The 15,892-nt window shown below is 50.3% G+C and carries 4 protein-coding genes; all 4 read left to right on the top strand.

Translation table 11 applies throughout. From position 1 onward, the window contains the following. Positions 1 to 10 precede the first annotated feature (10 nt). The 4 genes from P6910_RS04100 to P6910_RS04085 all read left to right on the top strand — a co-directional run bounded on the left by P6910_RS04100 (position 11) and on the right by P6910_RS04085 (position 15,819). The gene (locus P6910_RS04100) at positions 11 to 148 is read left to right on the top strand and encodes a hypothetical protein (protein WP_317145015.1); all 138 of its coding nucleotides are present in this window, start codon (positions 11 to 13) and stop codon (positions 146 to 148) included. 133 nt (positions 149 to 281) lie between these two features. Beyond that, positions 282 to 452, top strand: coding sequence for a hypothetical protein (locus P6910_RS04095; protein ID WP_317145014.1), 171 nt, complete (start codon positions 282 to 284; stop codon positions 450 to 452). A 209-nt stretch (positions 453 to 661) separates the two neighbouring features. Then, positions 662 to 8,185 (top strand): AAA family ATPase, encoded by a 7,524-nt coding sequence (locus P6910_RS04090; protein WP_317145013.1) that lies wholly within the window; start codon positions 662 to 664, stop codon positions 8,183 to 8,185. A gap of 146 nt (positions 8,186 to 8,331) precedes the next feature. Continuing rightward, positions 8,332 to 15,819 (top strand): AAA family ATPase, encoded by a 7,488-nt coding sequence (locus P6910_RS04085; protein ID WP_317145012.1) that lies wholly within the window; start codon positions 8,332 to 8,334, stop codon positions 15,817 to 15,819. Positions 15,820 to 15,892 lie beyond the last annotated feature (73 nt).

The raw sequence follows: 15,892 nt of genomic DNA, 5'->3' as shown, positions 1-15,892 counted from the left end.
CTCAAGCTGAATGATTCCCGGCTTCATTCACGTCCTTCCCAGCTTCATTCTCGTCATTCCCGCGAAGGCGGGAATCCACACTGACTCACCACCAGAACCATACTGCCCGGTGCCCCCCCCTGGCCTTGTCATCCCCGAGAAGGCATAGATCCACCGTTGGCGCTGGATTCCCGCCTTCGCGGGAATGACGACCTCAGAGCATAGGAACGAGTTGTTGGAGTTTTGCGACAGCCTCGAAGGCGGGAATCCACACAGACTCACCACCAGAACCATACTGCCCGGTGCCCCCCTGGCCTTGTCATCCCCGAGAAGGCATAGTCCCACTGTTGGCGCTGGATTCCCGCCTTCGCGGGAATGACGACTTCCTTCGCGGGAATGACGACTTCCTTCGCGGGAATGACGACTTCCTTCGCGGGAATGACGACTTCCTTCCGGGAATGACGACCCTTTAGTGCCGCACAGGCCTAAAGACTCTACGGGCTTCCCGAATAACCCAACGTGAAACATTAACTGAGCACCTGATACAGTGCAGCCGAACAGCAGGCTGGACAAGCCTACAGAGGGGTAACAGTTAAAATGGAACTTTAATCTCATCCTAAGGTCAAACAATTAATCAGTTTCAATGCAATCCTTCAAGGGGCATCAGGAAAGGAGATTGATAGTGGATGGTCGGATCAGGGAAATAAACAAATCGGTTCTTGATAGTGGCGCGTCTGACAATATCGTACCAGCCAAAAAACCAAAGCTGGTATTACCGGCAAATGATGTCGAGATCTGCTCTGATGTCATTACCAAACTCAATATATCGTCACCCCGGATTAAGTCACCTGACCCTGTGAGAACCGTTTCCTCAACGAAATCCTCACTCCCCAAGGCCCCTAATGCCTTCGATTTTCGTTTTGTCGCCAGTGATGATGAGGTTCGACAGCTTTTGGTTGCCCGGACCGGCGATAAACATCGGGATGTCACTCTTATTTCCCATCCCGATGACCTCTCACAGGCTAACCTGATGAGCCGGTTGAGCATTTCCGAAGAGGGTCGCCAAGCGCTTTATCCGGGCAAACTGTTTGAAGGTTCGCAACCATTAACCCTGGTGCTGGATATCCGAAAACTCACCAGTGATGAACTGCCAAAATTTAACGATCTGCTGGACCCGGATAACCCCTGTCTGTACGACAGAGTCAGCCAGAAAAAACGCCCTCTGGGTGAGCATGTTTCTCTATTGGTCCTGGCAGACCCGGCACAGTTGGCAATGGTTGGCAGCGATCATGAGGCACCAGGAACTGATTTCTGGCGGCGAATTAATCGACCAGGCAATACCTGGCAGTTCGCTCAGACCGGCAATGACCCATCGATGAAAATCAACGAAGTTCCCCCGTTATTACCTGAATTTCCTTGTCCAGAAAGCACTATAAACGACAATACCATTGTTATTAACTGTCACTTGCACAGTCACTGGCGACAGTTGCTGCTGGGCGGTCCCGGAATCGATAAAAAGGGGCGAATCCAGCATATCCCCGGCAGGCTGGAGCTATTGAAAGCAGGGCAACGGGTGATTCTGAAAGGGGCCAACTGGGGAGATCTGACCTTTGAACAAACGATGCGACAAATACTGGCGCAACAGTGCTTTGAGAGCAACGGCAAGACCTGCGAGTTACCCGACGATATTCAGTTTTATCAGATGCCGGTAGGGAAGGACGAGCTGCGTTTACTGTTTCAGAGCCTGACCAACTCCAATAAAAATAGAGCCTTCACTGCACGACTCCCGATCACTATCAATCAAGGTAATATCAGGGAATGGCTGAGCCCGATGGCCATCAGCCCGGAAGGCTATGCAGCTGCAAATACCTGTCTGTTGGAACAGGTTCGGGCTGGTGGTGCAGTCATCGTGACGTCTCCCCTTACCCAGGCACATTGGTTTTGTTTGCTGGATTCACTGCAGACTATTCACCAGACAACCGGACTGAAGCCCCGACTTCAGGTAGCTGATTCAGGACCGCAGCCGAAGGCCCTGGGATTGCCTGAAAACGATGAGCAACCTCTGTCCGGAAGCCCTCTGCTACAGAAAAAAGTCAGAGATAACGCTGCCTTGAATACACTGACATACCAGCAACATGCCCAGGCAAGTTATTGGATCAATCATCACCCGCAAGCACCTCTGGTCATTCAGGTCAATGAACAGACCGGCTTCAGCCAGCTATTTGATAATATCCATATCACCTCGGAACAAAAGGCCCATTTCGGACATCGTCGGAGTGCTTTGCAGGAAGCATTAACCGCCGGCAAGCTGGTGGTATTCCGGGGGCTGGAGACAAATCCAAGGCTTCAGCAGCTTCTGGAACCCCTGATGGTTGGGCAACCTCTGTTGGTGAATGGCCAGTTGCAGGCCTATCCACAGGCTGATATCAAAATACTCTGGCCTGAGTCCGCAAAAAGCGCATCTTCAATACTTCATTCGATGGTCATCAGGGGTAAGCCATGTCCTGAGATCGATATCTGGGTTATCAATACCCTCAGGCATAAAATCTCCCGGACTGAGCTACCAGAACAAGCGCTTAATGAGCTTTACAAAGCATTTAAAACCATACCTGATGGCCTTTGTAACCCTCTGCCTGAAAGGACCGAAGGCTTGCTGAATAACCTGATACTGGCTGCCCGGCGGGCACAGCAGGTTGACCACTCCCAACGGCTCCTGCCCTGCCACTGGCGCAAGGCCATCAATAGCGTCATCACCCATGGCGCCCGGCAGAACACGCCCGTGCGTGATTTTATGAAAGTGGCTTGCTGGCACTTGTTACCGGATAAGACGCCGGATGAGAATCAAACCATCTCGGTCGATCCGGATCGGTTAACTGCCATCATCAATAGTGCCCCGCGGTTGGATAGAGAGTTTGTGATCCAGAACCTGTGGCAACTGGCCAGAGCCTTTGATCCGGCAGTATTCAGGGACACCGAATTTGAAGGATTAAGACTGTCCTATGAAAGTCCATTGTCACTGGAGGGTGGAGTAGAAATTCTGGACAGGCTCTGTGCCATAATCGTGGCCCAGGCGCCTGAAGAACAGCAAAATGCAATGGCGTATCAGTTGCAGGTCGATCCGGCGGCAGAGCTTTGTGAATCCTTAGCCATCAGGCCTTCAAGACAGATTAAACGTTTGCAGGATGCACTGGCTTCTGGCTGGCAGTTACCTTTGCCACTGGGGCAGACCCGATCCGATGCCATTCAGGCACTGGCCAGCGATTGTTTTCACAGGGCCAGAGCAGCGAATTCTGCCGCAGCAGGCATTGAACGCATAGAACATCGACTGGCTGAATCACTGAGATGGACGGGCTCCACCAATAAGCCCTTGTCAGCGCTGGCCCGGGATCTTTATCACGGCGAGATAAGCCAGAAGGATCGTGAAAGTCGTCGATTGTCGCGACTCCATGAACGATTTGCGGACTCTCCCGTTATATTTCTGCAGGGAGAAACGGGCACCGGGAAAAGTTACTTTTCCGCCAAAATGGCCAGGGCTTCAGGACAGGCTTCAGTCATTTCCCTGGGACCTTCCGACAGCGAACAGACCCTGATGAAACGCTGGCAGTGGCAACAACACATCGATGGTGACCGCTCTATGGTGCAGCAAAACCGGGCGCTGATGGAATGGGCCAGGACCGAATCCGACAAAGACGAAGAATACATAACTCTGGTGTTGGATGAAGCCAATCTGGCCAAAGCCGGATTGCTGGCATCATTGAACGGCTTATGGGAACCGCAACCCTGCATTTATGTGAATGGTCATCCTGTCAAGGTCAGCCCAAAACACCGGGTGATTCTCACCGGTAATCCGGATCATTACGCCGGGCGGCGAATAGACCCGGCCCTGAAAGAGAAACTGCCAAGGGCTTACTACCCTCGGTTAGACCAGGCTTTCCTTCGGGACAGAGTAGTGGAACCGGCTCTGGTCAATCAGTTACAACGGCATCTGCCTGAGACTGAAATAAACGACATTGTACACAGTGCCACCGAGAGCATAATGGCTCTCTGGCAATATTATCAGGAACTGTTACCCGAGCATGAGTTCACGCCCAGGGATTTAACGGATATCTGCAGCTGGGTGGGTTGGTATCTGGATCGTGCGCTGCCCACGGTTGACCCTGTTACCTGTAAGCAAATAAACAGTTTGATCCGGCAGAGCTTTCGGGATCTTCTGGGTCCCGAAATCGCTGAGACTTGTCAGGATGCCCTGCTGGCACTGGAAATCTGGTTTGCTGCCCGTTACCAACTGGATAACACCCTGAGCGACAAAGTTCGTACACTGAACCTGAAGGATATACAGCAGCCCTTCATGCAATTCACTGAAAGAAACCGACCTGAGTTTGATACCTCCGGATCGGCAGTCAGTGAACTGGTGCAACAGCTTGGGCAGGATTTAAGCCGCTGTCAGCAGGCTTATCACCTCGGCAGGAAACACGGCGGTCGTCAGGCAACACTGATTGCAGGCCCGGCTGGCCGGGGTAAGGATGCCACGCTGAATCTGATGATTGAAAGTGTCAGACAGCAGGCAAAGCAACGGCAAGAATCCATGCCGGAAGTCTTTTACCTGAATGCCTGTGATTGTTCCTGGGACAAAGTGTGTGAAGTGATCCGGAAGGCAAAAGTCGATGGCGGCATCGTGGTGATTTCGGAAATGAATCTGATCGACAGCCAGCATCTGGAAGGTGAGTTAAACGATATTCTGGCCGGTGACGCTCATTCGGGTTTCCATCTCTTCGCCACCATCAACCCACCTGAGTACAGCGGGCGAAAACCCTTATCGCCAGCGCTGAAAGGGCGTTTTCGACATTTGCCCATCCGGCAGTATAACCCGACTGAATTGCAGACTATTGCCGGGAAAGTGTTGCCAGATTCCTCTCGAGGAAAATTTGTCGCTAAAAAGCTAACAGAAAAACATTGTCTTTTAAGGGCTTACCTGCAACAGAAAAACCTGCCATTGCAGCCTACCGGCCTCGATTTACAGAATGTCGCCAGAGCTGTTCTCAGAGGGGCCGATTTTTCCGACAACGGACTGCATCAATGCTTCAATCAGCACTACCGGCTTTATCTGATGGCCGCCAGCATATCGCTGGAGGAATTGCCCGGATCATCGGCCCCTGCCGCAAGCCGGGGAACCTTTGACCCTGAACTGTGCCATTGGTTTAATCGAACGGTATCAGACATTGGTCGTCCATGGTTGATACGCCTTGGTGACTACAACAGTATGGATGAACAACGCCATGAAATTCTTATTAATGCTGATCTGACTGAAGACGAAATCAGGACGGAAATCATCAGGATGATGGCTCAGACCCGGTGGCAGGCATCAGGCCTTTCCCTGAAACCGGATAAGTCCAACGATATTCTCACCCGGGCACTTTACCGACACTGCCAGCAACACTGGTTTAAGCGCGAGTTTGAGCGGACAGGCGTAGATGCTAATAGCGTATTTCCGATGCCGGAAGAAGAGCAACAAACGCTGAAATTACCCGCTTTCCAGCCTTTTCTTCAGGAAGCTGAACAGCGTATAAGCGCATGGAACTCCAATGCCATTCAATTGTGGCCCGGGTTTGCGCATCAGATAATGGGTCAGCCAGGCCATTGGCTTGACCATTCTGAAAAAGACATCCCAAAAGTCGGCAAGAAACAGACTTCGACCCTGGACCAGAACACGAATTATGAGGACCGGCAGAAGCCAAAAGTTATCGATTATAAAATCTTTAATAGCCGACATCCTTCCAATATGTATCGCGTGTGGGCAAGGGATATTAATGTCACTGCTGAGGGTGACGTCGAACTGATCGACATGAGTGATCAGGACACTCAGAGAGTCGAACTCCTCACGCCTGCACGGTTGCCGGAGTATGGTCAGGAAGTGAAATTAACCAGGTATCAAACGCTGGCGACCCTGAATATGCGATCAAAAAATGGTCAATATGCATTACCCAGCCTGACGCCTGACGATTATATTGTGGCCTTGCGTAGCAAACCCGATTTGGCCTTTACACTGGTCAGGGATCCATATACCGGACTTCACACACTGACTATTCCGGAGGCCAACGCCAAACAGAGTATTCTTTGTGCTTATGTCGTAGAACCCGGAAAAACGAGCAGAGAAACACCTGCTACAGGAGAACGACCAGAACCATCAATGCCTGTTGATACCCGCTGTTCAGAAGGTATAAAAACAGTACTGGACAAAGTGTTTGCGTCCATCGAAGAACACCCAACCGAATTAAAGGTATCTTTAAAGGCAATAATAAAGGCTAAAAATACAAAGCAACGAATCAAGGCGATCACGAACTATTGCAAACAGTTTTCCGGTGCTGGTCAACCAGCGAGCGGTAAGAATTTCTTTGAATTCCTGGTAACAGAGCGGCAAGGTAGCTGTCGTCATCGTGTGCCTGTTTTTGTTGCTTTTTGTCGCTATTTCGGGATTTCCAGTCGACAAATTGAGAGCCTCATACACATCTTTGCTGAGTATTCGGAAGATGGAGGTCAAACTTGGAAATCCGTGGATTTGGGCGGTGCCCCTGTAAAGCGAACAGAAATCAAACCTGACTTCCAGCCCAACAGGAAGGTCAGTGGCTCCAGCACTAAGTCCGGGAAGATCAGAGATCACCTGAAAATTGCTGATTCAACACAACAGCAGGCTCTGGCTGAGGACTGCGCTGACAGCTCTGAGGGAACGAACGAACCCCCTGAAGCAGGCAGTGCCTTGTCAGAGACACTTCCAGATATCTTCAAAACAGTAAGGAAACTTTGGGAAGCAAAAGATTTAACCGGTTTTTCCATGGGTGTCGCCGTCTTATTGGAGACAGAGGAACTGGGCTATTTCGAGAAGCAATTGGTCGGTGATGTTTATGATGCAGCAGGGCATCCCCACAAACCGATGTCGGAGGCGGTCAAACAAATCTTGTCCAACAGTGACAAAGACCAGGTCATTGAACCACTCAAGTCATTGCACTCAAAAATGATTATCCGGGGCGGAGCAAGCCCTCAGCAGTGGTTAAGTTCAATGATTGACATACTGAAACACAGCGACCTGAGCAAACCTTCGGTTATTCACTTTGCTCGCGAAGCTCTGTACTCGGGTTGGCTGGATCCAGGGCCGATTGGCATGGACTATTGTAAGGAGGCTCATGAACATCACGAACTATTGTTGTGTCTGGAAGGCGTCGATGGACTGAAGGTTAAAGCCGCCCATTGTCTGAAAAAGTGGTATAAGGCATTTTTGTGCGGCGAAGAAAATAGTCAGGCATGGCGGTCTTCTTATAAATCTTATCAAGACTCCCTGAGTGAAAAATATGACTTGTCCGTCGGTCATTATTATGGTGGGTTTTCACCATTTCTTGAACGTAAAATGGCCAATCCATCTTTACAGACCGCCTGGACCCATGTACCTGAGGGCACTCCGGATATAACACGAATGCTGATGCACCAGCCCGCGTATGCGCAGTTAATCCAAGGCAAGGAGAACCTCCGTCCGGTGATTATCATAGGGCAACCTTCCTGGAGCAAAACAGCGATTGTAAAAAAGATCCAAGCCCTGTTAGCTGAGAACAACCCAGACTTGAAGCCGTTGTTGGAAAAAGTTAATCAGTATGAGGCAATAACAAGACAAATCCAGCATGAGCTGGACGCATTGGATAGTTCCTGTCCCGATAGAGACAGTGAAATGGATTCAGCTGAGCCATGTCAGGATCAGAGAAAAGAATATGAAATAAAAAAGCACGAGATTAAAGGCAGGTACGAACTCATTCTCAAGTCTCTTGAGTTATTATCTGAGGAGCAAACTCTCTTGAATAATTTAACAGACAAATGCCAGCAAAAGATTCATCAGGCATACACTCTTTACCTGTATGAAATGACATGCCCGAAAGGCGGTCGTTTAACCTATTGTTGGGCCAACGCTTACCTCGGGGACTCCGTGGATCCAGACTACTATGGCGCTCATGATCCATCTTCAGCAAAAGAGCTGTTTGCCATGATGTGTAATATTTATGGTTTGTTACCGTTTCAGAATTCTCTTAAGGATGCCTGCTTACGGCAGGCACTCAACGCCACCGACGCTCTGGTGCTCAAAAACGATGAACTGACAAAAATTGCCAAAGAGTTTTTGAACAGCATGAATTTGAATTCGCTTTATAACTCATTAGATACACGTTGATAGCTTGATCATTTTAAGTTTTTCGAGATCGCAATTCCCTTAAATGGTTACGGGTAACCATTGAAATCGAACTTTCTTCCTGTCTGAAGGTCAAATGATTAAACCATTTCAATACAGTCATACAGATGGCAGGAGAGATATTGACTATGGACGGTCGGATTGATGGTACTGACATAAAAAAAACCTTTCTTGACTCTAGCGTACCGGCCAAGAAAGCAAAGCGGGATGCACCAAGATCGAAGATTGCAGGAGTCTGCTCTGATGTCACTGCCAAGCTCAAGGTACCGTCACCACTGATTTTGTCGCCTCATCAGGTGAGAACCGTATCCTCAACGGATTCCCCGCTCCAAAAGGCTCCTCGCTCCTTCGATTTTCGTTTTGTCGCCAGTGATGATGAGATTCGACAGCTTCTGGTTGCCCGGACCTGCGTTGAACATCGGGATGTCACCCTTATTTCCCACCCCGATGACCTGTCACAGGCTAACCTGGTGACCCGCTTGAGCATCTCCGGCGACGGTCGCCACACGCTGGGTTCGGGCAAGCTGTTTGAAGGTTCGCAGCCCTTGACCCTGGTGCTGGATATCCGAAAGCTCACCAGCGAGGATCTGCCGAAATTCAACGATCTGCTGGACCCGGATAACCCCTGTCTGTACGACAAAGTCAGCCAGCAGAAACGCTCTCTGGGCGAACATGTTGCTCTTCTGGTGGTGGCAGACCCTGAACAGCTGGCATCGGTTGGCCAGCGTGAAGACGTACCTGGTGCTGATTTCTGGCGGCGAATTAATCGACCGGGCAATACCTGGCAGTTCGACGCACAGAGCGGCAATGCTACGGCAATGGACGCCGACGAGGTGCCTCCGGTATTGGCGGAACTCTCCGCTGAAAGCGCCATGGATGATGACAATACCGTTGTTATTGACTGTCACTTGCACAGTCACTGGCGACCGTTGCTGCTGGGTGGCCCCGGCGTAGATAAACAGGGACGAATCCAGCACCTCCCCGGCAGGCTTGAGTTATTGAGGGCCGGACAACGGGTGATTGTGAAAGGGGCCAACTGGCAGGATCTGGCGTTTGAACAGACGATTCGGCAAATACTGGCGCAGCAGTGTTTTGAGAGCAATGGCAAGGTCTGTCAGTTACCCGACAATGTTCAGTTTTATCAGATGCCGGTAGGGAATGACGAGCTTTGTTCACTGTTCCAAAGCCTGTCCTGCTCTTTGGAAAAACAAGGTGACAAACAAGACGACAAAGGACTTGATCAAGAGCAACCACCACAAAATCCGATCATCATTAACGAGAGTACTATCAGGGAATGGCTGAGCCCGATTGCCATCACCCCGGAAGGCTATGCAGTCCCTAACAGCTGTCTGTTGGAACAGGTTCGGGCGGGCGGTGCCGTCACCGTTACGTCTCCCCTGAACGAGGAAAACTGGTTTCGTTTGCTGGGCTCGCTGCAGACTATTCGGGAAACCACTGGCCTGCAGCCCCGGCTTCAGGTGGCTCATTCAAGACGGCAGCCGGAAGCCCTGGGATTGACAGAAAACGTTGAGCACCCTTTGCCCGGGCGCTTTCAGTTACCGAAAAAAGTCAGCGCTCAGGCTGCCATTGATACCGTCACTTATCAGCAAAATGCCCAGGCCAGTCACTGGATCAATCAGCAGCCGCAAACACCTCTGGTCATTCAGGTCAATGAACAGACCGGCTTCAGCCAGCTATTTGATAATATCCATATCACCTCGGAACAAAAGGCGTATTTTGGACGACGCCAGAGTAAGTTGCAGGAGGCATTGACCGCTGGCAAGCCAGTGGTATTTCTGGGACTCGAGCGTAATCCATCGCTTCAGCAACTGCTGGAACCTCTGGTTGTGGGACAGCCTCTGTTAGTGAATGGTCAATTACAGAACTACCCACAAGCTCGTGTCACACTGCTCTGGCCTGAGTCAGCAAAAAGCCCCTCTTCAGTATTGAGCTTGATGCTTGCCACGGGTAAACCCTGTCCCGAGGTCGATCTCTGGGATATCAATGCCTCCAGATATGATATTCCCCGGACTGTACTGCCAGAAGAAGCACTTAATAAACTTTACGAAGCCTTTAAAACCGTACCTGCCCACCTGTGTAACCCTTTGCCTGAAATAACCGAAGGGTTATTGAATAACCTGACACTGGCGGCCCGGCGGGCACAGCAGGTTGACCAGTCCCCAGAGTTCCTGCCCCGCCACTGGCGCAAGGCCATCAATAGTGTCATCACCCATGGCACCCGGCAGAATCCGTCCGTCCGTGATTTTATGAAAGTGGTTTGTTGGCACTTGTTACCGGATAAGATGCCAGATGCTCATGGGAAGCCGGATGAGGATCAAACGGCCTCGGTAGATCCGGACCAGTTAAATAAAATCATCAATAGTGCCCCCCAGTTAAACAGAGAGTTTGTGAAGCAGAACCTGTGGCCACTGGCCAGAGCCTCTGACCCGAAAGTCTTTAAGCAAGCAAAACTCTACTATCAAAGTTCATGTCCGGAATGGGATGTAGAAGAAGTTCTGGACCGGCTCTGTGCCCTGATTCTGGCCCATACGTCTGAAGCACAACGAGGAGCAATGGCCTGCCAGTTGCAGGTCGATCCGGCAGCAGAGACCCGGCAAACGCTAACTATCAGGCCATCAGGACAGATTAAACGTTTGCAAGATGCGCTGGCTTCCGGATGGCAGTTAAACCTTGCGTCTGGTCAGATCCGATCCGATGCAATTCAGGCTCTGGCCAGCGATTGTTTTCATATTGCCAGAACCGCGAATTCTGAGGCAGCAGGTATTGAAGAGATAAAAAATCGTCTGCCTGAATCACTGCAATGGACAGGTTCCGCTGATAATCCTTTGTCAGCACTGGCCCGGGACCTTTATCACGGTGAGATAAGCCAGAGAGATCGTGAAAACCGTCGATTATCCCGACTCCATGACCGGCTTACGGACTCTCCCGTTATATTCCTGCAGGGGGAAACCGGCACCGGGAAAAGTTACTTTTCCGCCAGAATGGCGAAGGCTTCAGGACAGGCGGCAGTGCTTTCCCTTGGACCTTCCGACAGCGAACAGACCCTGATGAAACGCTGGCAATGGCAAGAGCATGCCGATGGCGACCGCTCTATGGCACAGCAAAACCGGGCGCTGATGGCATGGGCCAATACCAAATCCGACAAAGATGGAGAATACATCACCCTGTTGCTGGATGAGGCTAATTTGGCCAAAGCCGGATTACTGGCGTCATTGAACGGCCTGTGGGAACCGGAACCCTGCATCTATGTGAATGGTCATCCTGTCAAAGTCAGCGCAAAACACCGGGTGATTCTCACCGGCAACCCGGATCATTACGCCGGGCGCCAAATGGACCCGGCCCTGAAAGAGAAACTCCCCAGAGCTTATTACCCCCGTCTGAACCAGGCTTTCCTTCGGGACAGAGTAGTGGAACCGGCTCTGGTCAATCAGTTACAAAGGCATCTGCCAGATTCTCAAATAAACACGATTGCGCAGAGTGCCACCGAGAGTGTGATGGTGCTGTGGCAATATTATCAGGAGCTGTTGCCAGACCATGAGTTTACCCCCAGGGATTTAACCGATATCTGCAGTTGGGTGGGTTGGTATCTGGATCGTGCGCGGCCCGCAGTTGGCAGTGTTACTCCTGAGCAAATGCACGGTCTGATCGGGCAAAGTTTTCGCGATGTGCTGGGACCTGAAATCACCGAAACTCATCAGGATGCTCTGTCAGCACTGGAAATCTGGTTTGCTGCCCGTTACAGCCCGAACAATACCCTGAGCAACAAAGTTTATAACTACACCCTGCAGGATATACAGCAGACCTTCAGAACAATCACCGAAAAAATCCGACCAGACTTCGATACCTCCGGATCGGCAGTCTGTGAACTGGTGCAACGGCTTGGACAGGATTTAAGCCGCTGTCAGCAGGCTTATCACCTCGGCAGAAAACACGACGGCCGTCAGGCAACACTGATTGCAGGCCCGGCCGGACGGGGTAAGGATGTCACGCTGAATCTGGTGATTGAAAGTGTCAGGCAGGAGGTTAAGCGACGGGGAGAGTCCATGCCGGAAGTCTATCTCCTGAATGCCTGTGATTGTTCCTGGGACAGAGTGTGTGAAGCGATCCAGAAAGCAAAAGTAGAAGGCGGCATCCTGGTGATTTCGGAAATGAACCTGATCGACAGCCAGCACCTGGAAGGTGAGTTAAACGATATTCTGGCCGGTGACGCCCACCCGGGCTTCCACCTGTTTGCCACCATCAACCCGCCTGAGTACAGCGGGCGAAAACCCTTATCACCGGCGCTGAAAGGGCGTTTTCGACATTTGCCCATCCGGCAGTACAACCCGGCAGAGTTACAGACCATTGCCGAAAAAGTGTTGCCAGAATCCCCGGAATGGACATTAGTCGCTAAAAAGCTAACAGAAAAACATTGTCTTTTAAGGGCTTACCTGCAACGCAAAAACCTGCCGTTGCAGCCCACCAGCCTTGATCTTCAGAATGTCACCAGGGCTGTCTTCAGAGCAAGCAACTTTAATGATAAAGCACTTCATCAATGCCTCGCTCAACACTACCGGCTTTACCTGATGGCCGCCAACCTGTCGCTGGAGGAACTGCCTGGGTCTTCGGCTCTTGCCATGGGGAAATGTGAATTTAATTCTGGACTTTGCCAATGGTTCAATGAAACGGTACCGGACATTGATCGTCCATGGTTGATACGAAGCAGTCATCTCAGCAGTGTTGATGAAAAAAAACATGAAATCTGTGTTAACACTCAGCTGGATGAAAAGGAAGCCAGAACGGAAATCATCAAGAGCCTGGCTCAGGCAAAGTGGCGGTCATCAGGCCTTCCAATGAAGCCCTATGACTCGGACGACTTACTCACCCAGACACTTTACCGACACTGGCAGCAAAGCTGGTTTAGCCATAAGTTTGGCCAGACCGGCGTGCACGCTGATAGCGTATTTTCCCTGACAAAAGAACAGACACTGACGCTGAGCTTATCAGCTAACCAGCCTTATTTTCGTGAGGCTGATCGGCGAATCAGTGCATGGAGCCTCGATGGTGCACAATGCTGGCCTCTGTTCTGGCATCAGATCAGTGATCTCCCGAAACATCTGGTAGATGATTTTGTTAACGAAACACCACAAGACATGCCAAAAGTCCGGGAGAAACCGGCGTCGGCATTGGATCAAAGCAGCAACCCTGAGCCACAGTCTGTTTACGAAGCATTGACTATTGACAGTGATAAGGCCCCTGAAAAATACAATCCGGAAGACCTCGAGAAAGAGGCTCCATTATTGGACCGCATGACGGACTACGGGAACGAGAGTCAGCAAAAAATCAAGGATTATATAATTTTTGACATTAAGGACTTTTTTTCCGGCCTGTATCGGTGGTGGGCAAGAGATATTTTTGTATCTGCTGAGGGCGATATCAAATGGATCGAGATTAATGATCGACACATGCAGGGAGCCGAAGTCCTTATACCGGGTCGGTTACCAGAACCTGACCAGGAAGTGACATTAGCCAGCGATCAGACGCTGGCGACCTTTGAACAGCCATCGGACACTTGTCGATATGCGTTGCCCGGCCTGAAGCCTGACGACCGAATCGTGGCCCTGCGCATAAAACCAGAATTGCCATTTACCCTGATCAGGGACCGCTATAGCGGGCTTCATACACTCTATGTTGCAGAGGCCAAAGCTAACCAGACTATTCAATTTGCTTATGTCGTAGAACACGGAGAAGCGGCTAAAAAAACACTTGCTGAAAAAGTCCGACCCGCACAATCAACACGGTTTGACGCCCGCTGTTCAGAAGGTATAGAGGCAGTACTGGAAAAAGTATTTACGGGAATTGACCTGCAACCAACCGAAGTACAAGAGCCTTTGCAGATAATAAAAGACGCTAAAAACACCAGGCAGCGCATTAAGGCAATCAAGGACTATTGCCAGGGGTTTTCCGGTAGTGATATGCCCGAGCGTAATAAAAATTTGTTTCAATTCCTGGTAACACAACGGCAGGGGAGCTGTCGTCATCGTGCTCCTGTTTTTGTTGCTCTTTGCCGTTATTTTGAGATTCCATGTCGGCTAATTGCTAACAATACCCACATCTTTGCAGAGTGTTCCATGGATAGAGGTCAAACCTGGGAGTCAGTGGATTTGGGCGGAGCGCCTGTTGAGGCAACAGAAATCCGGTCTGACTTCCAGCTCACCAGGCGGATCAGCGGTTCCGGCAGCAAGTCAAAGAAGATCAGGGATCTCCTGGAAGGAGCCGATTTAGCACAACAGGAGGCTATGGCTAAAGCCCTGGGAATAAGCCTGGAGGAGCTGAAAAAAGCCCTTGAGACAAACACTGCATTGTCAGAAGCCGATTTGACACTTTTCAACATGGTAGTGAGACTTTGGGGGAAAAAAGATTTGGTCGGCTTTTCCATGGGCGTCTCAATCCTGGAGTCGCTGGAGACAGAAGAATCGGACTATGCCGAACAGGCATTGATCGGTGATATAAGTGTCCGAAAAATTAATCCGATGTCTGAAGCCGTCATGCAAATATTGTCCAACAGTGATGAGGATCAGGTTTCTGATCAACTTAAATCACTCTATTTAAAAATGATTGTTCATGGCGGAGCAGACCCGCTCGCCTGGTTGAATTCAATAGTGAAAATACTCAACGGCAGTGACTTGACTAAACGTTCGGTTATTCAATTTGCCAGTGAAGCCCTGAAATCGGGTTGGCTGAATCTATTGCCATTAGAAGAATACCAAAGTAAGAAGACAGTTGAACATCATCAGCTATTGCTGCGTCTGGAAAGCGTCGATGAACTGAAGGCTGATGCCAGCCGTTGTCTGAAACAGTGGTATAAGGGATCATTCTCCAGGGAAAAAAATAGCCATATCTGGGAGTTCCAATATAGCTACTTCCAAACAAAGAAAAAGTATGCCTTGCTGGTCACTCATAGTCATGACGGGGTTTCGCCATTCCTGCAAAGTAAAATTGCCAGCTTGTCTTTGCAAAAATCCTGGACAGACCAACCTGAGGGCATTCCGAATATAGAACGAATGTTGGTACATGATCCCGCGTTTGAGCAGTTAAGCTCGTTCAAGGCGAACCACCGTCCGGTGATTATCCTCGGGCAACCTTCCTGGGACGACACAGTGTTGGATAAAAAGGTCGAAGCCCTGTTGCAGCGAATTATTGCCAACAGCCCGGACGACCTGGAGCCGTCAGATGAGGAGCGAAGCCTGGAAAGTGATTTAAAAAACAAATGCACTCAGGCCATTCAGCAGGCCTTCAGTTATTACCTGTATGGACTGGCAAACTCGAAAGGCGGTTACTTAAAGTATTGTTGGGCTGACGCTGTCATCGGGCCTTATAAAAGCAGCAACCACCATGGCGCTCACGATCCATCCTCACCAGGAGAGCTGTATGCCATGATGTCCTGGATTCGTAGCTCTTACGAGTTCCAGGGATCTGTTGAAGATGCCCACTTACGGCGTGCGTACAATGCCAGCGATGCTCTGGTGCTGAAATCCGTCGAGCTGACAATCATCGCCGAAGAGTTTTTGAACAGCGTCAATTTGAACTCGATTTATGACGCATTGAAGAGCTGATAGCCCTTTGGTCATGATGAGTTTTTAGCGACCAATGATGCCAATCGTTACGGCTAACTGTAAAAAATGAACT

This window comes from Endozoicomonas sp. 8E (genome assembly GCF_032883915.1).
Lineage (GTDB): Bacteria > Pseudomonadota > Gammaproteobacteria > Pseudomonadales > Endozoicomonadaceae > Endozoicomonas_A.
The sequence above is the reverse complement of the archived record's forward strand: the minus strand, read 5'-3'. Positions and strand labels throughout refer to the sequence as shown.